Source organism: Vagococcus sp. WN80Y (assembly GCF_059621045.1).
In genome coordinates, this window is the sequence record NZ_JCAQHY010000147.1 from 32118 (window position 1) to 56363 (window position 24246).

The 24246-nt window shown below is 37.2% G+C and carries 23 protein-coding genes; 7 read left to right on the plus strand and 16 right to left on the minus strand.

The features are described 5' to 3' along the window. Window positions 1–414: 414 nt before the first annotated feature. The 4 genes from nrdH (at window position 415) to nrdF (ending at window position 4271) form a co-directional block, all read left to right on the plus strand. Entirely contained in the window at window positions 415–645 is a 231-nt protein-coding gene (nrdH, locus tag AC5KOD_RS10235; protein WP_496914458.1) for a glutaredoxin-like protein NrdH, read from the plus strand. A 1-nt stretch (window position 646) separates the two neighbouring features. Further along, window positions 647–1027: a class Ib ribonucleoside-diphosphate reductase assembly flavoprotein NrdI gene (gene nrdI, locus AC5KOD_RS10240; protein WP_496914459.1), complete on the plus strand. Its 381-nt coding sequence runs from the start codon at window positions 647–649 to the stop codon at window positions 1025–1027. Next, window positions 1005–3164: a class 1b ribonucleoside-diphosphate reductase subunit alpha gene (gene nrdE, locus AC5KOD_RS10245; protein WP_496914460.1), complete on the plus strand. Its 2160-nt coding sequence runs from the start codon at window positions 1005–1007 to the stop codon at window positions 3162–3164. Before nrdI ends, nrdE begins: the two co-directional genes overlap by 23 nt. A gap of 141 nt (window positions 3165–3305) precedes the next feature. Then, on the plus strand, window positions 3306–4271 hold the full coding sequence (gene nrdF, locus AC5KOD_RS10250) for a class 1b ribonucleoside-diphosphate reductase subunit beta (RefSeq protein ID WP_496914461.1): 966 nt from the start codon (window positions 3306–3308) through the stop codon (window positions 4269–4271). Window positions 4272–4322: 51 nt separating this feature from the next. Here nrdF and AC5KOD_RS10255 read toward each other — a convergent pair whose 3' ends face one another. The 3 genes from AC5KOD_RS10255 to spxA form a co-directional block, all read right to left on the minus strand. After that, window positions 4323–5006 carry a YjjG family noncanonical pyrimidine nucleotidase gene (locus tag AC5KOD_RS10255; RefSeq protein ID WP_496914462.1) on the minus strand — a complete coding sequence of 228 codons (684 nt, stop codon included), beginning with the start codon at window positions 5004–5006 and terminating at the stop codon, window positions 4323–4325. 180 nt (window positions 5007–5186) lie between these two features. Then, the gene (locus tag AC5KOD_RS10260) at window positions 5187–5882 is read right to left on the minus strand and encodes an adaptor protein MecA (RefSeq protein WP_496914463.1); all 696 of its coding nucleotides are present in this window, start codon (window positions 5880–5882) and stop codon (window positions 5187–5189) included. A gap of 139 nt (window positions 5883–6021) precedes the next feature. Beyond that, the gene (gene spxA, locus AC5KOD_RS10265) at window positions 6022–6420 is read right to left on the minus strand and encodes a transcriptional regulator SpxA (RefSeq protein WP_496914464.1); all 399 of its coding nucleotides are present in this window, start codon (window positions 6418–6420) and stop codon (window positions 6022–6024) included. A gap of 435 nt (window positions 6421–6855) precedes the next feature. Between spxA and trpS the strand changes: the two genes are divergently transcribed. Both trpS and AC5KOD_RS10275 read left to right on the plus strand, forming a co-directional pair. After that, window positions 6856–7866, plus strand: a complete 1011-nt coding sequence (trpS, locus tag AC5KOD_RS10270; RefSeq protein ID WP_496914465.1) for a tryptophan--tRNA ligase — start codon at window positions 6856–6858, stop codon at window positions 7864–7866. 135 nt (window positions 7867–8001) lie between these two features. Then, the gene (locus AC5KOD_RS10275) at window positions 8002–8574 is read left to right on the plus strand and encodes an ATP-dependent Clp protease proteolytic subunit (RefSeq protein ID WP_496914466.1); all 573 of its coding nucleotides are present in this window, start codon (window positions 8002–8004) and stop codon (window positions 8572–8574) included. A gap of 51 nt (window positions 8575–8625) precedes the next feature. On the opposite strand, the gene AC5KOD_RS10280 is transcribed toward AC5KOD_RS10275, so the two are convergent. The 6 genes from AC5KOD_RS10280 to AC5KOD_RS10305 all read right to left on the minus strand — a co-directional run bounded on the left by AC5KOD_RS10280 (window position 8626) and on the right by AC5KOD_RS10305 (window position 14822). Further along, window positions 8626–9108, minus strand: a complete 483-nt coding sequence (locus tag AC5KOD_RS10280; RefSeq protein WP_496914467.1) for an NAD(+) diphosphatase — start codon at window positions 9106–9108, stop codon at window positions 8626–8628. A 102-nt stretch (window positions 9109–9210) separates the two neighbouring features. Beyond that, the gene (locus tag AC5KOD_RS10285; RefSeq protein ID WP_496914468.1) at window positions 9211–10626 is read right to left on the minus strand and encodes a glucosaminidase domain-containing protein; all 1416 of its coding nucleotides are present in this window, start codon (window positions 10624–10626) and stop codon (window positions 9211–9213) included. 358 nt (window positions 10627–10984) lie between these two features. Beyond that, window positions 10985–11485 (minus strand): FUSC family protein, encoded by a 501-nt coding sequence (locus AC5KOD_RS10290; RefSeq protein ID WP_496914480.1) that lies wholly within the window; start codon window positions 11483–11485, stop codon window positions 10985–10987. A 192-nt stretch (window positions 11486–11677) separates the two neighbouring features. After that, a complete protein-coding gene (gene lplA, locus AC5KOD_RS10295) occupies window positions 11678–12682 on the minus strand; it encodes a lipoate--protein ligase (protein ID WP_496914469.1) in 1005 nt (334 codons plus the stop codon). A 21-nt stretch (window positions 12683–12703) separates the two neighbouring features. Further along, complete coding sequence (locus AC5KOD_RS10300) at window positions 12704–13444, minus strand: MBL fold metallo-hydrolase (protein ID WP_496914470.1); 741 nt, start codon at window positions 13442–13444, stop codon at window positions 12704–12706. Between the two features lie 295 nt (window positions 13445–13739). Continuing rightward, window positions 13740–14822 (minus strand): M42 family metallopeptidase, encoded by a 1083-nt coding sequence (locus AC5KOD_RS10305; protein ID WP_496914471.1) that lies wholly within the window; start codon window positions 14820–14822, stop codon window positions 13740–13742. A gap of 194 nt (window positions 14823–15016) precedes the next feature. Between AC5KOD_RS10305 and AC5KOD_RS10310 the strand changes: the two genes are divergently transcribed. Beyond that, a complete protein-coding gene (locus AC5KOD_RS10310) occupies window positions 15017–15793 on the plus strand; it encodes an endonuclease/exonuclease/phosphatase family protein (protein ID WP_496914472.1) in 777 nt (258 codons plus the stop codon). A gap of 279 nt (window positions 15794–16072) precedes the next feature. Here the strand turns inward: AC5KOD_RS10310 and dltD are convergent, their stop codons facing one another. The 7 genes from dltD to AC5KOD_RS10345 form a co-directional block, all read right to left on the minus strand. Further along, entirely contained in the window at window positions 16073–17341 is a 1269-nt protein-coding gene (dltD, locus tag AC5KOD_RS10315; RefSeq protein ID WP_496914473.1) for a D-alanyl-lipoteichoic acid biosynthesis protein DltD, read from the minus strand. Then, window positions 17338–17577 carry a D-alanine--poly(phosphoribitol) ligase subunit DltC gene (gene dltC, locus AC5KOD_RS10320; protein WP_496914474.1) on the minus strand — a complete coding sequence of 80 codons (240 nt, stop codon included), beginning with the start codon at window positions 17575–17577 and terminating at the stop codon, window positions 17338–17340. Before dltC ends, dltD begins: the two co-directional genes overlap by 4 nt. A gap of 41 nt (window positions 17578–17618) precedes the next feature. Further along, complete coding sequence (dltB, locus tag AC5KOD_RS10325) at window positions 17619–18872, minus strand: D-alanyl-lipoteichoic acid biosynthesis protein DltB (RefSeq protein WP_496914481.1); 1254 nt, start codon at window positions 18870–18872, stop codon at window positions 17619–17621. Window positions 18873–18898: 26 nt separating this feature from the next. Next, window positions 18899–20410, minus strand: coding sequence for a D-alanine--poly(phosphoribitol) ligase subunit DltA (gene dltA, locus AC5KOD_RS10330; protein WP_496914475.1), 1512 nt, complete (start codon window positions 20408–20410; stop codon window positions 18899–18901). A gap of 34 nt (window positions 20411–20444) precedes the next feature. Continuing rightward, complete coding sequence (locus AC5KOD_RS10335) at window positions 20445–20606, minus strand: teichoic acid D-Ala incorporation-associated protein DltX (RefSeq protein ID WP_496914476.1); 162 nt, start codon at window positions 20604–20606, stop codon at window positions 20445–20447. Window positions 20607–20925: 319 nt separating this feature from the next. Beyond that, window positions 20926–22998: an ABC transporter permease gene (locus tag AC5KOD_RS10340; RefSeq protein WP_496914477.1), complete on the minus strand. Its 2073-nt coding sequence runs from the start codon at window positions 22996–22998 to the stop codon at window positions 20926–20928. Beyond that, window positions 22985–23752, minus strand: coding sequence for an ABC transporter ATP-binding protein (locus tag AC5KOD_RS10345; protein WP_496914478.1), 768 nt, complete (start codon window positions 23750–23752; stop codon window positions 22985–22987). The genes AC5KOD_RS10340 and AC5KOD_RS10345 overlap by 14 nt, the downstream gene beginning before the upstream one ends. Window positions 23753–24246 lie beyond the last annotated feature (494 nt).

The window sequence follows — 24246 nt, forward strand, 5'->3', positions numbered from 1 at the left end:
TGTTAACTTTCTCACCAAATCCTGCTATTCTAAGTAGTGAAATTTGACTCATTTTTTTCACTCAAAGTATCTAATAAGAATAAAAAAGCACTTTTAGTACACACAACATATAGATAATAAGTTTCTCACTAAAATACTCTTATTCGCTCCCATAATTAGCCCTCTTACAAAAGAAAGCGATCGCTATTAACTAGATGATGTATCTAAAAAATTTTTTTAACTATTTCAACACTTTATTTCTCATGAAAATCAATATGAAAGCTCGATAAATCGGTTTTGTGAAGATTAACACCTACCAAGAGTTGTGTTCATTTACATTTCACCCACAATATATAGTGTTTTTGAGTTGACTTTTTTTTTGTAGGGGGTATACTAGTAATTAGTTAAAAACGAAATTTCTTGGAGGTAATTAACATGACTAACATCACTTTATATACGAAGGACAATTGTCCTCAATGCAAAATGACTAAACGGTTTTTGACCGATAAAAATATTTCTTATAGTGAAGTAAACATCGATACAGAACCACAATATATAGATTGGTTAAAAGATCAAGGCTACCGTAGTGTCCCTGTCGTAACTGCTAGCGAAGATGTAACAATTGTCGGTTTCAGACCCGATCAATTAAGAGCATTAGCCGTTTAAGATGAAACTTGTTTATTTTAGTGTCACTGGACAGACCAGACGCTTTATAAAGAAAGTGGGATTACCTGCTTATGAAATTGATCAAACCAACCCTTTCCACGAACTAAATGAACCTTATATATTAGTCGTCCCTACTTACGATAGAGATATTACCGAGGTAGCGGACGACTTTATTGAGTTTAAGAGCAATCGATACCACCTAAAAGGAGTCGCCGGTAGTGGCAATTTAAACTTCGGAGACTTATATGTTTACACAGCAAAAGATTTAGCTGTGAAATATGGTGTGAGTTTGCTTTTTGATTTTGAGATGAATGGTACGCCGGATGATGTAAAAAACTTTAAGAAAGTAGTGAGTGAAATTGAGTCTAAAACAACTAGATGAAGTAAGTTACTTCAAATTAAACAATGAGATTAATCGTCCTGTTGATGGTCAAATCCCATTAAACAAAGACAAGGAAGCCCTTGAAGCCTTTTTCTTAGAAAATGTCGAACCGAACACAATGGCCTTTTCTTCTACAAAAGAAAAAATCGACTATTTAATTGAACATGAATTTATCGAGGAAGCGTTCATTCGCAACTACTCTATCGATTTTATTGATTCTCTGTATACCTTCTTAGGTGAGCAGCACTTTGAATTTAAGTCATTTATGGCTGCATACAAATTTTATTCTCAATATGCCCTTAAAAGTAACGATGGCTCACAATACCTAGAGCGCTATGAAGACCGAGTTGCCTTTAACGCTTTATATTTTGCAGAAGGTAACGAAGAATTGGCATTAGCAATTGCTGACGAAATGATTCACCAACGCTACCAGCCAGCGACGCCCTCTTTCTTAAATGCTGGACGTAAACGTCGTGGCGAGCTAGTTTCTTGTTTTCTCTTACAAGTAACAGATGACATGAATAGCATTGGTCGCTCAATTAATAGTGCTTTGCAGCTCTCACGTATTGGTGGTGGTGTTGGTATTTCACTAAATAACTTGCGTGAAGCAGGAGCACCTATCAAGGGCTACGAAGGTGCCGCAAGCGGTGTTGTACCCGTAATGAAATTATTTGAAGATAGCTTCAGCTACAGCAACCAACTTGGTCAACGTCAAGGTGCTGGAGTCGTTTATCTCAATGTTTTCCACCCAGATATCGAAATGTTTTTATCCACAAAAAAAGAAAATGCGGATGAAAAAATCCGTGTTAAAACTCTTTCTCTTGGCTTAACCGTTCCAGATAAATTTTATGAATTAGCACGAAAAAATGCTGACATGTATTTATTTAGTCCTTACAGTGTTGAAAAAGAATACGGTGTTCCTTTCTCTTATCTTGATATCACAAAAGAATACGACAAGTTAGTTGCGAACCCTAAGATTCGCAAAACAAAAATCAAAGCTCGTGATCTTGAAAACGAGATCAGCAAGTTACAACAAGAGTCTGGCTATCCTTACATTATTAATATTGATTCTGCTAATCGTCAAAATCCGATTGATGGCAAAATCATCATGAGTAATCTCTGCTCAGAAATCTTACAAGTTCAACAGCCATCTGCAATCAATGATCGACAAGAATTTGATGTTTTGGGAACTGATATTAGCTGTAACCTTGGATCAACTAATATTCCTAATCTGATGAACAGTCAAGATTTTGGCAAATCTGTTAGAACAATGACACGTGCCTTAACTTATGTTACTGACGCTTCAAATATTGAAGTAGTCCCTTCAATTAAAAATGGAAATGACCTAAATCATACGATTGGCTTAGGCGCAATGGGATTACATTCTTACTTTGCTAAAAATCAAATGGAGTATGGCTCACCTGAATCATTGGACTTTACGAATATCTACTTTATGCTATTGAACTACTGGACGTTAGTGGAAAGTAATAATATCGCTAAAGAACGTGGCGAAAACTTCCATAACTTTGAACAATCAGATTACGCTAATGGTACTTACTTCGATAAATATGTAACAGGTGAGTTCGCGCCTCAATTTGATAAAGTTAAAGAACTATTTGCTGGTATTTTTATTCCAACAGCTGACGATTGGGCAAACTTACGTGACGCTATCAAAAAAGATGGCATGTATCATCAAAATCGCCTTGCAGTCGCACCAAATGGCTCAATTTCTTATATTAATGATACAAGTGCTAGTATTCATCCAATTACGCGCCTGATTGAAGAACGCCAAGAGAAAAAAATTGGAAAAATTTACTACCCTGCTCCTTATTTAAGCAATGACACGTTACCTTATTACAAGTCTGCTTATGACATGGACATGCGAAAAGTCATTGATGTCTACGCGACAGCTCAACAGCACATTGATCAAGGAATGAGTATGACGCTCTTCATGCGCTCAGAGATTCCTGAAGGCTTGTACGAGTGGAAAGAGACACCTAAACAAACGACTCGTGACCTAAATATTTTACGTCACTATGCCTTCCATAAAGGAATTAAGTCAATCTACTACATTCGTACCTTTACTGATGACGAAGAGGAAATCGGTAGTAACTCATGCGAAAGCTGTGTCATCTAAAAAGAATGACTGATAACCTGAAAAATAGACGGAAAAATGATTGCAATGACTACTTGCACATTTTTCCCTATTTTTCTGTCAGAAATGAGCATGCAACTAATCCAGGCATAATAAGCCTGGTAAACAGGAGGAAATGGACTAATGGGTGAAACTTATTACGAAGCAATAAACTGGAATGCCATCGAAGATGCCATTGATAAATCAACATGGGAAAAGCTAACAGAACAATTCTGGTTAGATACACGTATTCCATTATCAAATGATTTAGATGATTGGCGGACACTTTCTGAATTAGAAAAACAAACTGTTGGCCGTGTTTTTGGTGGTCTAACATTGCTAGATACGCTGCAATCTGAAAATGGTGTTGATGCCATTCGTCATGATATCCGGACACCTCACGAAGAAGCCGTTCTAAACAATATTCAATTTATGGAATCAGTTCACGCAAAAAGCTACTCTTCCATTTTTAGTACGTTGAATACTAAAGCTGAAATTGATGAGATTTTTGACTGGACCAACACGAATGAATACTTACAAAAAAAAGCTAAAATTATCAATGATATTTACTTGAATGGTTCTCCCTTAGAACGAAAAGTAGCTAGTGTTTATCTTGAAACCTTCTTATTCTATTCTGGTTTTTACACACCACTTCATTACTTGGGTAACAACAAACTGGCGAATGTCGCAGAAATCATCAAATTAATTATTCGTGACGAATCTGTTCACGGAACTTATATTGGCTATAAATTTCAATTAGGTTTCAATCAACTATCTGAGGATGACCAACAAAAGATGGAAGATTGGATGTATAACTTATTATATGAATTGTATGAAAACGAAGAAAAGTACGCCGAATTGTTATACGATGAGCTTGGCTGGACTGAAGATGTAAAAGTCTTCTTACGTTATAATGCTAATAAAGCCTTGATGAACTTAGGTTTGAATCCACTTTTCCCTGATACAGCAAATGACGTGAACCCAATCATCATGAATGGTATCTCCACAGGGACCAGCAATCATGATTTCTTCTCGCAAGTTGGGAATGGGTATTTACTAGGCTCTGTAGAGGCAATGAAAGATGACGACTACTTAATCGGGTTGGACTAATAATAGAAAAGATCAAGAGCTCTGATTATGAGCTCTTGATCTTTTTTATTATTAAACAATTTCATGTAGCTGAGTTAAGTGATCAATTTCATAAGTTGGGGTGATTCCATGCTGATTAATACTATTATGCGGGTTATACCAGCAACTAGCAATTCCCGCATTATTACCACCTTTAATATCTGCCAATAACGAATCTCCAATAATCAAGGTCTTCTCAAGTTCAAATTCAAGGATTCGCTCAAAAGCATAGTTAAAGAACTCTGGCATGGGTTTTTGAAAACCAGTATCCTCTGAAACAAAAACATCAGCAAAGTATGGCATTAACTGGGCTTTTTCTAAACGACGATACTGCGTAGCCGACACACCATTGGTGACAACATACAATTGGTGATTAGTTGACAACTCCGATACAGTGTCAAAAGCTCCATCCAAAAGAATCGCTTCCTCTTTCAAATAATCTCGAAAAATCTGATCCATCTCTGCCCCATCTCTAACTAAGCCACACTCACTAAAAATATAACTAAAACGATCAGCCAATACTCGCTCCTTTGCTAGCTCTCCTTTTTCAAAAGCCTCCCAGAGCGCCGCATTTTTCACCTCATAGAGCTGCCGTATCTCAGGTGTCAACCTTACACCTTGACTTGTAAAAAGTTGAGTCATAGCATTATATTGGCCTTCTTTAAAATTAAGTAGTGTCTCATCTACATCAAACAATAATGTTCTATATTGAGTCATTTTTACCACTCCTATTTTTATTCACAAGAATAAGTCTAGCGTAATTCGCAATTATTAAGCAACTAAAACGCACAAAAAAAGCAATTAGAAACAGATCCCTTCTAATCACTTTTTTTATAAGAACATTTTTTGATAGCTTCGCTTAAAAAGAAACTAACAGCTAACTATTAAGAATCACAATTACTTCTTAAAATAATACTTTGTTTGCTCTAACGCGCTACGCTCCATGATTAATTGACCGTATTCTTCCAATACCTCTGGTGTTATTTTAGTCAGACTTGAAAACTCTAAAATAACTGCCATATCATCGTTAACCTGAGTTTCTGTTGTATCCTCTAAGAAGAAAATCACATGTAAGAAATAAGCTTCTGGCTCATCTTCTAATCGATATAGATGCGTGATAACATTTTCAAATTTAACCATCTTAGCTAACTGAATCAAATCTTCAAATGACTCTAATTTGACAACAGATTCAATGATTGGAGAATCTAGGTTGTCAATATATTTATCGAGGTTACTAGGACTGCGCATTTCTTCTAAAGGGGTACCATCTGACATTTGCTTTTTAACAAACTCACCGAAAGCATCTTGATTCATGACATCTGATAGCTCAGGAATATCACCATCGTCCCCCATCATCATATTCTTACTAATAAATAACTCTAAACCATTTCGATTCGGTAGCACCTGAAACGTGACTGCGTCTGTTTCTTGGAATTGCTCATCAATATCTACTTCTTCTAAAATACTGTAAAAGAAATTCTCGATTTGTTTGTGATTGCCTAACAGATCCAAGAAGGTAATCCCACGTTCCTCTAAATCTTCGTTCTCAATTAATACTCGAATAGTATTCTCATTAATGCGCTCCATTTCCATATTGGCTACACCTCTCTTCTTTACTATACTAATTCAGTTAGTAATTATTCTCTATAGACACATTGTAGCCTAAAACCTACAAAAGTAAAGAAAAAAATCTTAAAAATACCTCGCCAAACAGACGAGGTATCGACTCATTCTATAAACCAGCCATTAATTGGGCGTGGCGTAACTCTAAAGCACGGACTTCCCGTGGCAAGAAACGACGAATTTCATCTTCATTAAATCCTACTTGAAGTCGTTTTTCATCAATCATAATTGGACGTCGTAGCAAACCTGGGTTCTCTTGCACTAGTTTTAATAATTCTGGTAGCGGCAATTCATCAAGATCCATATCCAACTTTTGAAATACTTTAGAACGTGTCGAAATAATTTCTTCTGTTCCATCCTCTGTCATTCGTAAAATTTCTTTCAGCTCCATAATATCCAGCGGTTCTGAAAAGATATTACGTTCTCTAAAAGGAATTTCATGTTCCAATAACCACGCTCTTGCTTTTCGACAAGACGTACAACTTGGAGAAGTATATAGTGTTAGCATATGATTCACTCCTTTTTTCATGCACTCTACATCTGCATCCATAATTTATTACAGCAACCTCAACTGTAACTCTTACAAGTTATATTATACCTCATTATGAAACTAATTACTACACCAAATTAACTAATTCTCAAAAAAAAAAACCACCAGAATCCCTGTCGTGTATGTATTTCTCGATAACTTCTTGCAATTATTATACAATATTCATGAAAAGTTCACAAATGTAATTCGTACCTTTTTTAAACACTGGTACAGTTTTTTTTCTGTATTAGTTTTTATTGATTAGACATTTATCAGCCACTTAATTGAACTGTCTTTTTCCTTTACTTTCCAGTATAATATTAAATGATAACACTTAATTGACTTAGTTAGTCACTATTTCAGCTAAGAGTAACCTGTTACCCGCTAATAAAAAAAGTTAGGAAGATGACACATATGGACACAATTTTTTCTGGTATTCAACCAAGTGGGATCCCCACTATTGGCAACTACATCGGTGCCATGCAACAGTTTGTTGCACTTCAAGAAGATTATAACTGCTATTACTGCATCGTTGATGAACATGCGATTACAGTTCCCCAGGATCGTTTAAAGCTTAGAGAACAAACCCTTGGTCTAGCTGCTCTCTACTTAGCAGTCGGAGTGGATCCACAAAAATCAACCATCTTTATTCAATCTGAGGTATCCGCCCATGCTGAAGCCGCTTGGATTGTCCAATGCAATACCACGATTGGCGAATTAGAACGGATGACCCAATTTAAAGATAAGTCACTAAAAAATGGTCGTACAGGAGTTAGCGCAGCCCTTTTGACTTATCCACCATTAATGATAGCAGATATCGTCTTGTATAATGCTAACCTAGTTCCTGTAGGCGATGATCAAAAACAACATTTGGAATTAACACGTGATTTTGTTGAGCGTTTTAACAGACGTTATGGTACAGATAAACAACCTATCCTAGTTCTGCCTGAAGTAAAAATTCCTGAACAAGGCGCTCGCATTATGAGCTTACAAGAGCCCACTAAAAAAATGAGCAAATCAGATACAAATGCAAAAGGTTATATTTCGATGCTTGATGAGCCTAATACGATTCGTAAAAAAATTCGTTCTGCAGTCACTGACTCCAGCGGAAAAATCGAATATAATGTCGAAGAGAAACCCGGCATTTCAAACTTATTAACAATTTATGCTGCCGTTTCGGGTAAAACAATTTCTGCATTAGTTGAACAATACGAAAATGCTGGTTATGGCGAGTTTAAAGCCGACTTAGGTGAAGCCATAGTTGCTACCCTAGAACCTATTCAAAACCGTCAGAAGGAGCTCTTAGTCTCTGGTGAGCTCAATCAAATCCTAGACGAAGGCGCTGAAAAAGCTCGACGAGTTGCCAATAAAACCTTGCAAAAAATGCGCAATGGTGTCGGCTTAGGCAGAAAAGTACGTAGATAGCTAGTTTAAAGGATAAACAAAATATTAGTCAAAGAAGGTCAAATCTTTTGTTTATTCTTTTTCTTTGTGCTAAGATATTTCTAGACAACACTAGCAAGTTTGCTAATAAAAATTAATCTATTGGAGGCTCTAATCATGACAGAAGAAACAAAAGCAACGGATGTAAACAGTTTGTTAACAAAAAAAATGATTGAAAATCGCACCATTTTAATTTATGGTGGCATAGACCAGGATTTAGCTAAAGAAGTAACAAGTCAATTGTTATTATTAGAATCCTTAGGTGACGAGCCAATCACTATCTTCATCAACAGCCAAGGTGGTCATGTTGAAGCTGGGGATACGATTCATGATATGATTAAATTTGTAAAACCAGAAGTAAAAGTAATCGGAACTGGTTGGGTGGCTAGCGCAGGTATTACTATTTACTTAGCCGCCCAAGCTAAAAATCGCTACAGCTTACCAAATACTCGTTATATGATTCATCAACCAGCTGGTGGAGTTCAAGGTCAAAGTACTGAAATTCAAATCGAAGCCAAAGAAATTGTTCGGATGCGTGAACGTGTCAATCGCTTAATCGCAGAAGCAACTGGCAACTCATACGAAAAAGTCGCTGCTGATACCGATCGTAATTTCTGGCTAAGTGTTGACGAAGCGGTTGATTATGGCATTGTTACAAAAATTGTAGAGAACACAAAAGACGTCAAATAGACAAAAAGCAAAAGGACATGTCGGCAAAGTTAACTTGCCACATGTCCTTTTTCACTCTGCTAAAAAAGCTAATAAAAACTGCTCTGCCAATGAATGAGGTCTAATCGCTTGCTTCGCTTCACCAAAAGTAAACCAATTAGCTGCATCCACTTCATCTTCTTTAAGAATATACGCCTCAGACTCAACCACTGAAACAAAATTCATCATCAGCGTATTTGACGGCTCATAGTAACGGCTGCGTAAAAAACGGGAATCAACCACGCGCAAAGAAAGTTCTTCCTGAACCTCTCGGACCACTGCCTCTTCAACCGATTCCCCCAGTGACACATAGCCAGCTGTTAAAATATACCCCTCTCGGCCACCTTGTTTGATCAATAATAGCCGATCTTTTTCAGCATTAAGAATCATTGTACTCATCGCCACTGAAAAAGTTGGATACTTGAATATCTGACAGTTTATACAATAAGGAGTTAGACCTTCCTCATCTAATTTCTCTACTAATTTGGTGCCACAGCTATCACAATACAGATTCACGTTACCACTCCTCCTTCACCATCCTTAACTCATTATACCTGATTTCATTTGACAAACAAAAAACTTGTGAAGAATAGTAGCATTCCCCACAAGTTTTATTAATTAATCTAAAAGTCGTTTAGCGAAGTCAGGTTTAAAATCAGCAATGGCCGTAATTTTCACCACATCGCCAGTTTCTGGGGCATGAATAAATCGCCCATCACCAATATACATCGCCACATGATGAGTTGCTCCTCTTGTTCCGAAGAACAATAGGTCTCCTGTTTTTAACTCATCTAATTTAACTTCTTTACCTAATGTTTCTTGTTGCCATGTTACCCGTGGTAAATCAACATTTGCAGCTTTTTTATAGACGTACTGTACTAGACCAGAACAATCAAAGCCCTGAGGGGTTGTCCCACCCCACACATAAGGTAAGCCTAAGAACTGAGTTGCCTCGGCAACTAGTTTCTCTTCTTTTGGCCCCATTGTAATAGAAGCTAGCAAGGTTTCCATCTCTTTATCAAACTTATCATAACGTGTTAACTTATAGGTTTTGATTAACCCATTTAATTTTGCTGCATATTGTGTGTCTGTCGCATACTTCCCTGTCAGAAAAGCTGTCGCCTCTTCATGAGACCGTGTATTGGACTTCCAGGTCCCCTTATAAAAATCCGGATTACCAGAGATCCCTTCTTTTAATAATTTAGCATAATCCTCCAATGACTCCTTATAGGTTGGATAACGTCTGAAGTTTGCATTAATTGTATAAAGAGAGCCGTTTCCAGCATCTTCCTGAGTTGGCATTCCAACTGATTTCCCTTGATAGCTTCCTTTAATGCCAAAAAGATTATAGTTAGGCATACCTGCTAGCGTAGAATTTCCCGAAGCACTTTCTAAAATTGCTTGAGCAATCATCACAGACGCATACAAATCTTGCTTATCACCAATTTGAGCAGCTAGTGGACCAATTTTTCTGATGAACTCCTCAGTCGTATTATTAAAAGTAACACTGGCTTCTCCACCAACCGGTACAGAAACATCTTCCTCTGATTGTGGCTCTTCCTCATAACTAGGTCCAATTGGATATACTGGCTGGACTGAGTTTGGAGGTGTCGGCACAATTGGCTTTGTTGCTGGTTTATTTGGCTTGATTTCGCTTGGCTTAGTTTCACTTGGCTTGGTTTCGCTCGGCTTAGTTTCACTCGGCTTAGTTTCACTAGTTGACGACTCGGTACTCTCTGTTTTTGATGGTTCAGTTTCATCAGAAGTTGCTTCTGTACTAGTAACAGTCTCTTTTGTTAGCTGCTCTTCCTGTGATATCTCTGAGGTAATCGCTACTTCATCGACAGAAGGCTCCTCAGTTACCGATACTTCCGAACTTCCTTCTGTTGCTTCTACTGGTGAATTTTCTACAGAGGCCGATTCCCCTTGATTGATTTGTGTTAATTGGGCAATTTCCGTTGCTGAAACTGCGACAGGTTGTAATAATGATAATAGGGCGATAAATAAAAACGTTCTAATCGCTTTTTGCTTCACATATATCTTCTCCTTCCACTGTATAACATCGTTTTACATTCATGTTATAATATACACTAATCCTTGTTCGTTTTCTTTATTTATGCTTATTTAAATAACAATTCACAAGACCTAAATATATAAACTCAGATATATCAACTCTTTCATAATCAGTTTTAATAAATAACATATAAATACGTCACATTAAATGAACGAACCATCTATTCACCTACTTATGTTACTCTTCTAATTTACCAAAACGATGTGAAGTTAATGTGAAGCAATAATGTAATCTTTATAAAGTAAGAGCTGATCTTTAGTTAATTATAAAAGGCACCCCAGCTTATCTTCTAATCAAAAAAGGCGTGACATAAATTCGTCACAGCCCCTTGTAGCGATCGCTTGCCTCGTCCTTCTGATAGACAACCTTCTCATGCTTATTAACTAACAAATTAATCCCCAAAGCAACGCCCATTCCAATAAAGCTGTCAATCACTCGATTTAGAGCATAAACATATGAATCCTGTTCTGGAATCATAAATAAGATGGTCAGCAGTGTCGCACACGCACCAACAACTCCTTCATTGTAACCAAATCCAGATAATAAGGTAATCATCAAGATAATCACACTAGGAATTGTAATAATTTGCGTTAGTTGACTATTTCCAAATATATTAAAAATGAAAATAACCACTAATGATGTCAACGCACCAAAAATATTTCCAGCAATTCGATGTTTACCAAACATCATTGTTTTTTGCATATTTTCTCGCAAGGTAAAAACAGCTGTTATTGTTGACACAATATATGTTTCACGCTTGAGCAAAAAAGTTATCAGCATGCAAATAAAGACACTAAGGCCGGTTTTTAGTGTCCGCATCCCTACTTTAAATTTCAACTTCTCATCACTTCTCCTATTTCTCGTGCAAAAAGCACGCCTCATACTAGCATAAGCAACTCACTAGGTTTAGTCAAGCTCATTTTTTCACTTATTTATAACAGCGTGAGAGAAACTGACCGTCAAAAAAAAACAACCCCAAGCCAAATGGCAGGAGTTGCTTCTTGATACTGATTAATAAAGTAAATTAACTAAATCTGTAACCTCTACATTTCCAAAATACTTTTTCAAATCAATCTTCGAAACAGCCTCAGTAATAGATTCTTTGTCATACTTGACTCCGTTAAGTATTTTTTCCACATCTGCAATCTCGCCTAAACCAAAGAAATCACCAAAAATTCTAATATCATTGATCTTACCATCCGAAACATTCATTTTTGCTTCGATGGAACCGATTGGGAAACGTTCGCGACGAACTAAATCAAATTCAGGTGAGCGCCCGTAGTTCCAATCCCAATTACGATAATACTCATCAGAAATCTTATCAATCTTTTGCCAATCCTCGTCTGTTAATTCGTAAGTCTTTACGTCATCAATAGACGTAACACCAAAAATACGCAATAAAATATCTTGACGGAAATCAACTGTTGATAGATTCTGATACTCATCAGATAAGAATGGCTTAATATTCGTCACGCGAGAACGAATAGACTTAATTCCTTTAGACTCAATCTTGTCTTTACGCACTTTAAGAGCATTAACAACCTCATTAACATCACTATCAAACATAATCGTACCATGGGCAAACATCCGACCATTCGTGGCATACATGGCATTCCCAGAAAATTTCTTATCGCCAATTACTAAGTCATTGCGTCCCTTTAATTGAGCACCCTCTACTCCCATTGCATGAAGCGCCTCAATAATTGGTTGTGTCACCTTAGCAAAATCACGGAATGAATTACCATCATCAGGCATGATAAAACTAAAATTCAAATTACCAAAATCATGATACACTGCGCCACCACCACTTAATCGACGAACAACATGAATGCCTTTTTCTTCCACATACTCTTTATTGATTTCTTCAATCGTATTCTGATTACGTCCAATAATAATGGATGGCTCATTAATATAAAAAAGTAAAATTGGCTCATCTATCGGCTTTTCTTTCATTAAATAGGTTTCAATTGCTAAATTTACTCTTGGATCGTTGTTTTCATTTGGTACAAATAACATGGGATCATCCTTTCATTCTCTTTAAATATCTAAAGTCAAATTTGTCTGTGCTAATACCACATTGACCTTATTACCTGCATGTTGTTGCGCCTGCTCTCTTAATAGTTCCAACTCGATTTCCTGCTGCAAATGGCTTAACACTAACGTATCGATCAGACCCTCTCGCGCCATTATACCAGCTTCCTTAGAGGTAAAATGAGCGTGATGCTTTTCTTGTCCTTCCAACAAATAAGTATCTGCAATCAGAACATCTGCGCCCTTAACAAACTGACTGAAGCTCTCTAAGTAACCAGAGTCAGCCGTATAAACCAACGTTTTTCCTGTCTTAATTTCCTCAATCCTCATAGCAAAACAAGTCACTGGATGAACCGTTCTCAAAAAACGTAACCGAAAAGGACCAACTTCAAGTGTCTCATCCTCATAATAAGGCCGACCTTCAGAAACACCTGCCATTGACAACTCGTGATAATGAAACGTATCCTCAGTATGTCCATATATGGGTAACACTGGAATCGCAGCTCCTTTGGGTTTTAACTGGCGATAATACTGTAAAACACCTAAATCAGCTATATGATCATGATGATAATGAGAAATAATGACCGCATCTAACATCAACGGATCTAATTGCTCTTGCAACACATTCAGCGTACTACTTCCAGCATCAATCAGTAGACTAAAACCGTTTGACTCCAATAAATACGAGCTAGTCCCTTCTCCTTGCCACGGGAATGCTCCCCAATAACCTAACACTGTTACCTTCATAAGACAATCCGACTCCCTTCACTTATTTACTCTATACCTCTTCTGACTATTTTAAAATGAAAAAGCTCATAAATCAACGATTTCCAAACTAAACTCTGAGATCCTCTAATAAAAAAGACAAAAATGTTTTTAATCATAATTGATAACTTCTTAAAAACAGACCTTACTCAAAATAAAAACACCTATTGTTAATTGCCCTAAACAAACTTTTCGACTTACGAGCCACCCAATAAAAAAGGAGTGGGACTAAACGTCCTACTCCTACTATGCGAGACACGTACTCAAAAAAACTGTTCTAATACGCGCGTAGCTTAGCGACTGTCTCTTTATCTAAACGGCGTACAACCTCTGTTACCAATTTAACCGTGTTTAAATAATCATCTTCATGAATGACGGATGTATGTGAGTGTAAGTAACGAGTCGCAACTGTAATTGCTAGTGATGGAATCCCGTCACGCGTGATATGCTGTGTGCCTGCATCTGTTCCACCGCCTGTAATCACTTCTAGCTGATATGGTATATTCAGCTCATCTGCAACCTCAATCACAAAATCACGTAATTTTTTATGAGGAATCATGGACGCATCAAAAATTAAAATTTGTGGGCCTTTGCCTAACTCAGAGTTAGACTCTTTAGCTGTCATCCCTGGAGTATCCCCCGCAGTCCCAGTATCTAAGGCAAAAGCTATGTCTGGATTAGTTAAGTGAGTACTCGTTCTTGACCCGCGTAACCCAACTTCTTCTTGCACATTACTCCCTGCAAATAACACATTAGGATGCCCCTCATTAGCTAAGTTTTCTAATACTTTTAAAGACACTGCAGTCCCAATCCGGTTATCCCATGCCTTCGCTAATAAATATTTGGACTCATTTAAACGACGATACTCAGTATATGGCGTCACCGTATCCCCTGGGCGAATCCCCCACTCTTTCGCCTCTTTATCACTGGTTGCACCAATATCAATAAACATCTCAGCAACATCATAAGGCTTTTGACGAGCTTCCGCTGTCAATACATGAGGAGGCTTGCATCCAATAACACCATGGATCAATTTACCAGACCCAGTCTTAATTTGAACTTGTTGAGCAAGCATTACTTGCCCCCACCAACCACCCAGCGTTTGAAATTTAATAAACCCTTTTTCAGTGATCTGCGTGACCATAAACCCAACTTCATCCATATGCCCCATAATTAAAACTCGTGGGCCTTCTTTATCACCATTATGACGTGCAACAATTCCGCCTAATCCGTCGTACATTAGCTTATCTGCATGAGGCTCTGCATATTTTTTAAAAACCTCTCTAACCTCTTCTTCATTTCCTGGTACACCACGAGCATCCGTTAGTTCTTTTAAAAATAATTCTTCTTGGATATCCACCTTTTCCACCTCTTATTTATTATTTATTCACTGCTCAATTATAACACTCTACTTACTTTAATTGAACTAAAGCTCACTGTGAATTGGATAAGATAATCCATCCTCTTGAAGATATAGTCCCTTGTATTTCTTCAAAACTAACTTTATAATTCTAAGCATAAAACAGCTACACTTCAACTAAAAGGAGTCTTATTATGGAAAAATTTACAGTCGCAACTTATAACATTCGAACTGATACGACAGAAGATGGTGATTGGAGTTGGTCCAATAGACGAGAGCACGTCCTCTCTCTTATTCGCTACCATGATTGGGATATTTTTGGCGTTCAAGAAGCTCTTCCCCATCAACTGACTGACCTACTTGCTCTAGAAGGGTACCTAATGACTGGACTAGCGCGTGAAGACGGTATTAATCAAGGGGAGTACACAGCCATATTTTATAAAAAAGATAAAGTTGAATTGCTTCAAAAAAAGGCCTTCTGGCTATCTGAAACACCAGATATTCCGAGTATTCACCCAACAGCAGGCTGTCCTCGAGTCTGTGTTTGTGCCTTTTTTAAAGACATAAAATCAGGACAAGAATTTGTAGTGGCCAATACTCATTTAGATCATATTTCACCAGAATCACGTCTTTTCGGTGCTGAAATAATTTTGGCTAATTGCCTGTTAACCATTTCTAAGCAACCCATTATTCTTATGGGTGATTTTAATGCACAACCTAACGAAGCAACTTACAAACTCATTACACAGCACTTTAATGATACTAAACGAATGAAAAATGATAACCTCTATGGCCCTTTAGGTACTTTTCAAGAGTTCGCCTATAACTGTCCTTGGGAAGAACTGGAAGAAATTGACTATATCTTTGTCTCAGATGATGTCACCATCGAAAAAGTCGCCGTCTTAACAGATAACTGCGACCGTCGTTATCCTTCCGATCATTTTCCAGTAGTAGCCACTCTTTCTATGTAGGAAAGAGGCTGGGCGTCATAAAGTCGTTTTGTTCCGAGCAACTACATAAACAACGATACGTTAATGCTCTAAGAATGACGGCTCTTCGATGTCCCTCATTTCTAAGCGCTAAAGCTCTAAGAATGACGGCTTACATATTTATTTGCTTAGCGTTTGGGATAGTGTAGTGAGCAAATTTTTGTAGCATGTTTATCTCATAATATAGATAAAACAAACAAGGGGAGGACTTTCGTCCTCCCCTACTAATGCCACGAACATTAAATTCATGAGTCATTGATCTTATTTAATTTCTGCTGGTGGTAATTTTTGCCATTCTTCTGAAAGATAGTAATCATCTACTTGATAGTTTGTGGCCTCTGACTGACGCTTAGATAAGAAAGGTGCCACTTCTTTATCCATTGCCACCCAACCACGCCAACCAATGTGGATAGTATCTTCCATGAAGTAGTCTTCACCACGATCTTTAGTAAAATCAAGGACATGATTAAATCCTTGATCCTTTAGTTGCTTATTAATTTTCTGACTAAACTGGTCAAGCATCTCAGTAGAAAGACCTGTATATTCAGACCAATGCGCATTGACTGGTGGAATAACAAACAGGACATCCATCTTCAATCGTGCCACCTCAGACAAGAATAATTGAAAATCACTAAACTCTGTCGATTGACGGTAATCAAACTCTTTTTGTGACCCTTCTAAAGAGCTTTTAACTGGAAGAATTCGTTTTTGGTAAAACTTATTAGTAATCTGAAACTCATTACTTGTTGTACTTTCCTTACCAATCTTATACGCTAAGTTATCTAAGTCAGTCAAGTCATACTTGCTAGGCAATAAGCGCTCTTCCTTCTTGATTTTACCTTGTTTACCCATCATCCCCAAATGACCAAAAAGCTCATCTTCGCGATTTAATACATTCAGCTTCATCCGACACAATTTTTTTTGAGTGTCAGATAACGGCTTACCTTGAGCAATTTGACTCAAAAGAGTTTTCATCGTCGTATCCGAACGTACACTAGAAAATTTCAACAAGCGCTTAGCAGTGTAACGGTCACTCTCTTCAATCTGATCAACATTTTTTGCCCACTCGTATGTTTGTAATGGTGAAAAATACAAAGAAAACATTTCTTTGCTCACCCCCCGATTAACGAACCATTGAGGGGAAATAATAAAGACAGCTTTTTTTCCGACCAGCTCGTCTCCCATTGATTGTAGCATCAAAAATTGTGACAACGACTGTGTTCCTGCTGCTCCTAAAAGAAACGGGCGATAATTACGATCGTATTTATTAGCTAAAACAGACGGGTGAAACGCATTGAACCGACTTAATTCGGAAGAGCCGAAAAAAGGCACATACTCATTTGTAGCCATCGCTTTATTTTTTAACAAATTCCCTTTAATAACATTGACAGCCATTGAGGTAGAAGCTTCTTCAATCACTTTTGGACTTGTCTCGCTGAACTTAAATGGCGATAAAAAAATTCCTCCTAAAATCGCTAAAGCCAACAGCAGAGGTCCTATTGTTGTAAAAAGCTTCTTCTTAAAACTCATGCTTGCATGGCAACAACATTATCCACAATTTTTTGAGGTGTTGCCCACTCATCTCTTTCAAATTCTGATACTGGTACTGTTACACCAAGCTGACCTTCAATTTCAACTAACAATTGAACGGTTCCTAACGAGTCTAATAACCCCTCTTCAAATAAATCAACTGCTAGGTTATCCTTTACTTCATCTGTTCCCGTTAATTCTTCTAAAATATCTAAAATTGTTTCTTTTGTATTCATTGACATTCTCTCCTTTTATTTTATCAATTTATTTGTCTCTCTTATCTCAAAGGCACTTTCATTAGGGTATCTAAGAAACCAGAAAAAATCAAGAAACTTAGCGCTACCGCATGAAACGTCAAGAAAATCGACAGGCCATGAGTAAATTTATTACTAGGCAGATGGTCTTTATGCTTCTTCTTATAACGAAGCCACACATCTGTCAAGCAAATTAAAGCCGCATGATATAACCCATAAACTAAATAATACCATGTTAAGCCATGCCAAACACCCATTAAAATAAACAGGGCGAAATACCCGACATTTGAAGCAGTTACTCGACTTTTAAATACTTTTTTCTTAATGAGCGTAAACATCAATCTCATGTATACATAATCGCGGAACCAGAAAGATAATGACATATGCCATCTATTCCAAAATTCTTTAATATTATGACTTAAAAATGGCTTATTAAAGTTAACAGGTGTCTCATACCCCATTAAATTACTCGTACCGACTGCAAATAAACTGTAACCTGCAAAATCGAAGAATAGATAGAACGTATAGACATACATCGTTCCTAATAACCCCAGTGAAACGCCGCCTTGTTGGATCGCAAAATCTTGCACTCGCGGCAATAATTGACTACCAAGAATGTACCCAATAATAAACTTATATAGAAAGCCCATGAAAAACATTTGAATCCCGTTAGATACTAACTCTAGATACTTTTCTTTTTCTGGCGGATTTAATAAATCCTTTTCAAACCGACGATAACGATCAATCGGCCCTGATGAAATAGTCGGGAAAAATAAAAGAAATTGTAAATAACGTCCAACATGGTAGTCCTTAATCAACCCATCGCGAATTTCCATAATCATTTGGACCGCTTTAAAGGTCAAATAAGAAATTCCCAAGAAACCAATTAAGCCAGGCATTAGTTTCAAATAAGGAGAGGCATCAGCCACTACTCTAAATGCCTTATTCTCCAGAATAAATGGAATAACTTTCACTAAAAAAAGAGGAACAATAGCTAAAACAACTGCAAGATAAAATATCCCATTACTATTTTTGGTTTGCCGGTGCTTAAAGTAAAGCCACACGAGCAACGTTTGCCATACCACATAAATGAGTAGCGCGATTCCTTGATGAAAACTCGGCCCACCAAAACTCATCCATAAAAAGAAAATCGTTAAAACAGTTTGATACCACATCATTCGCTTACCACGCAACAGTTGAATGATTAAAGGTAGTAATGCCACACTTAAAATGACAAAATAGAACGGATTCTCATAAGGTGACAAGTAAACCATCATTGAAGAGAGGTAATTCAGCTTATCTATCATGACCCGTTCACCTCATTTATCAAGCTTTTACGGTCCACCTTACCATTTTGAGTCAACGGCAACGCCTCTACGTAAACATATTTTTGTGGAATCATGTAGTCCATTACCGTTAGCTTAAGTTCTTCTTTAATCGCCTTGGACAATTGATATTCCTTAGCAAAAGAATGAGCTTCCGGCACCACATACGCAACCAATTGTTGAACTTTATGGTCGGCATATTTTGGTACAACCGTTGCCGCCTTGACATAAGAGACCTCACTTAAATGATGGTCAATGTCTTCTAACTCAATTCGATAACCATGCAGTTTTATTTGAAAATCCATTCGCCCTTTATAAAAAAGTAAGCCGTCCTCTAACAGACCAGCATCACCTGTTTTATATGCTTGGTAACCATTAATTGTATAAAAAGCTTCTGCCGTTTTCTCTAAATTATGATAATACCCTTTCGACACACTCGGTCCGACAATCACAATTTCACCAATACTGCCTTCTGGTAAGGGATGGCCTGCCTCATCCATAATATAGATCGCAGTATCAGACTTAACACGGCCAATTGGCAATCGCGAATATCTTGATAAGACAGCAGGTGCTATTTCAATTTGTGTGATAGCCACAGTAGCTTCTGTTGGCCCATAGGTATTATAAATATGAGCCTCTGGAAAACGTTCAAGTAGTTTACTAGCCGTACTATGAGCTAATTCCTCCCCACAAAATAGGAAATGAGTGATACTTGGATTTTCTTCGCCGTTAAAACGTGGGTCCATTAAGCAAATATCTACAAATGAGGGGGTTGATACCCAAACATTCAATGCCATTTTTGGCAACTCTGTGAATAGTGTTTTAAACTCATTAATAACAGCTTTTTTTAATGGCGTAAGTTGACCACCAGATAATAAGGCTGGATAAACATCCATGACTGATAAATCAAAGGAATACGGTGCTTGAGATAAAAATACTTGGCCCTCTTTTATACCAAAATCCTGTCGCATCCAATCGGTATAGCTCACTAAGTTATCATGGCTAATCTGGACACCTTTTGGCACACCAGTTGTTCCTGATGTAAAAATTAGGTAGTAATTGTCGTCTCCAGCAACGCCTTTCCCTGTTGGTTCAACTCCCTGAGCCATTTGCTCAAGAGCGTCTTCAGCTCTTATTAAATTCGTTGCACTAGCTAAAGGCCAGTCAGCCCAAGCTATAATTGCCGCATAGTCAGCTACCTCAGCAATTAATGACACGCGTTCTGCCGGTGTATGGCTATCAATTGGAATATAGGCATGGCCTGCCTTCGAACAAGCTAAAAACGAGACTATCATCTCATACTCCAAACCACCATATACGATGATTGGGGCTTGATTAGTGTACGTCTTCTCCAAAAAAGCAGCCAGGCTATCAGAGTCTTGTTTCAGCTGAGCATATGTGTAACTGTTAGAACCATCTTTAAAACACACTCGCTCTGGTGTTCTTGCCCATTGATCGATTTTTTCAACTAAAGTCATTGTTTCCACCATCTTTTTACCCTTCTCTATAACTCACTGTTAATTTTTAAAATTCATTGTATATGAAGCTTCCACCATCGATGTGACTAAAGTGATAGAAATAAATCAAGACAAGCATGATAGTTAAGTAAAATAATGTCTTACCGAAGAAAACCAACCAGTAATTTACATTCTCATCTGCTAATTTCATTTTTAATTTATCAATCATTGTTAATTCCTCCTTTATTTAACCAATCTTACTTGGCAGTCGACTGTTTTGCTTTATCTTTATTGTAGATCAAAGCGCATCATTTGTTATCAAGCCTTTGCCTGACTTATGAATAAGACTTGCGACTGATTATAAACCCATAATATATTACAAATATTACAACGCCTAGTATAGCACAAATCATGCCATATATAGTAAAATATTTCTTAAATAATCCTTACATTTTTGTCATCTCAGGTCCTTTTTAAGCATTACTAATAAACGATCAATCTCTCTTTTTATTACAAAAAGATTACAAACGTTTTCACCTTTTTTTCTGTTAGTCGTTTACAAGCCGATTATAACTAGCTGCCGTGACAAAAAAGAACCCAATAAAGATGATGAATAAGAAACCACGAGCAATCCACGTCAATGTATCATCTCGACTGCTGACCATGTAACTCAAAGTCACTAAGGCATATTTCGAGTGTAGATAGGCTACGGCCAAAGGAAGAAAGAATACGACGAAATTTTGAGTGTAAACACTACGCTTAATCATTTTCTGAGGAACCCCAATTTTTTTGAGCATCTGATAACGCGCTCTTTCCTCCTGTGCCTCTGATAATTGTTTCAACATAATAATGCTACCTGTGGCAATCAAAAAAACAACGCCCAAAAAGATAGCAGTATAAACAAGCTGGCCATAACTCATTCGGTTTCGTACCAATTCAGGATAACGAGCCCCCAGATTATTTCTGCTTAGATAATCGTCACCTTGATCAGTCTGCACTTCATTTTTAGGTGTGACTGATTCTGGTCCAATTTTGCCAACCACTTTGCCATTTTCTAACGATAGCATAACCTGTTCCTGATAAACTTTTTGTGAAAATTGATCTTCTACTGCCTTTGACAAGTTCGCACTTTCTTGACCATTTTTTACATTAATCATAGTTAACTGATAACTTCGCTCGGTAGGCAAGGTCTCATAGAGCTTGTCACTAACTATAATGGTATTCCCACTGAAACGATCATTACGAGCCCCACCTAAATCATCAGATCGATATTCCTTAATTTTCAAAGGCTGGTTATACGATTGCAGAGTTAAATCACTAAATGTGTAAGACTCTGTCTCCATCGAACTGCCTAATAAGCGTTGCAATAAGACAACCTCATTTTCACCTTTAAGAGTAATTGGCTTTAGTAAATGATTGAATTTACTTAACTGCTTATAATTACTCAATGACACAACCCCAATCGGTGCGATGTGAGACGTATCAAACTCATAAATAGACTGGATAAAATGTCCCCCTACTTGTTTAATCTCCAACTCCACCTTATCTGTCACTGGATGGTTTGAAAAGCCACTAATAATTTCCTCTAGAGCTGGATAATCACGACTATCAACCAGATAATCTAAAGGCATTTCATTATCCACCAATTCCATTCCAAACGAATAAACATTTGTAGCTCCTCCAATAGCCGCTAGAGCTGTCCCTGAAAGAACGGCGATTGTTCCAAGTGTGGTCGCATTTTTTTTCAAATTAAATCGAAGGCCACCTGTTGTTACCATGTGAATATCGCGATAATAAAAAGGTTTGATTTTTTGAACTACATCAATCGCTATTTGCAGAAATCCATGAAAAAATAAGTACGTGCCCGTAACACAAACTAACAAGATTAACATTACTGCATAAAGAAAACCGATATCTGATTTTGTTTTCTCATTTAAATAGATCGAATAATCCGTTAAATGGACGGCCTGGTAATACCCATAAAGGATCAATGAAATGCCTAATAACCCGATTACCCAAGTCATAAAAGTCATTTTTTTTATGCGTTCACCTTTTTGACTTGCCTTAAAAAGGTCAACTAATTTATACCGATAAACTACTCGGCCACTTCGAAACGATACCAACGTTAGGATAATCATAAACATAATTACGGTATACCAGACTGCCTGTAGCGAAAAAGCAAAGCTACTGTCTGCTTCAACATACATGGCTTTAACCAATAACATGGCAAATAATTTCGAAAAAATCACGCCGGATACTAACCCAGCTAGTAGTGCGCCTATCCCGATCGCTAAATTTTCCATAAAAAACAACAAGCCTATTGAAAATTTGCGCATCCCTAATAAATTATATAAGCCAATCTCTTTTTTACGTTTTTTCAAAAAGAAGCTGTTAGCAGAAAACATAAAAACTAATATAAATAACACAATCATCACGCTGGCTGCTTTAAGAGTACTATCAATGCTTTGTTCTGGTCCGATACGCTCAACTAAATACTTATCCAGACTCATTGACGTAAAGCTATAATAAACCATAACTGAGAACGCCATACTGATGAAGTATATCACGTAACTTTTTAACTGCGTTCGAACATTTTTAAGCGCTAGTTCAACTAAGATCATGTGAAACACCTCCACCAATAGCCGACTGCATATCCATTATTTTTTGGAAAAACTCGCGTCGAGTCCCTTGGCGAACTATTTCAGAAAATATTACACCATCTTTAATGAATAAGATACGATGACAATAACTAGCAGTGAACGCGTCGTGAGTCACCATCAAAATAGTAGCCTGCTCCTGCTTATTCATTTCTGTTAAGTATTGTAATAATTCAGTTGCTGATTTAGAGTCCAAAGAGCCTGTTGGTTCATCGGCAAAAATAAGTTGTGGCTTTGTAATAATCGCCCTGGCAGCTGCTACTCGCTGTTTTTGTCCGATCGAAATGTCTGCTGGAACCTTTGCCAACAAATGGTTGATGCCTAAAATACGAGTAATACGATCTAGACGACCAGACATTTCTTCATAAGGCAGACGCTCTAGTGCTAAAGGCAATAAAATATTATCTTTAACTGTCAGCGAATCCATCAAATTGAAATCTTGAAAGATGAACCCCAATTCCTGTCGCCTAAAATCACTCAATTTCTGCTCATTAAGTCGCGTGATATCAGTTCCATTAATCAGTACTTTACCTGTTGTCGGCTTATCAATCGTCGACATCATGTTCAGTAAAGTTGTTTTCCCTGCGCCACTCGGTCCCATAATTCCAATAAATTCGCCTTTATCCACAGTAAAAGAAATGTTATCTAAAACATTGGTCGGATTCAATTTACTCCCATAAATTTTAGTTAACCGGGCTACTTCTAGAATTCTTGCCATTTCTTTTATCCTCCATTCGTTTCGTGGCATATTACTGACGGATCACCTATAAACTTTGCCCCATATCCCACTATTCTTCGTTAATTGTATCAAGCATTTCAACAATTGAAAATCTAACCACCTTACACTTTCACCGACTAACTTACAAAAATGTCACTAACCTTTTATTTTACCTCAACTTCTCTAAAAGGAATAGCCTCTTTTTTAACTTATTCTTAACCTAGCTCGTAAAAAGACTAATTTAGTTTCGCGATTGGCGCAAAAGATGCTATAATAATTTTATGCGTTTAACTATTAACCAATAAATAAACAATTTAAGTAAGCCAGCTATAAAAAGGTCAAGTAAAAACTGAACTATTTTAAAATTGTTTGTTGTGATTTTTAATGCAACATAAATAAACCTAGAGAAGAATACAAATTTTTTCTAGGTATCTGTTTCACAAGTTAAACGAACTTCGTAGGGTTTATCTGTTGTCCAAATGGTGAATATAATA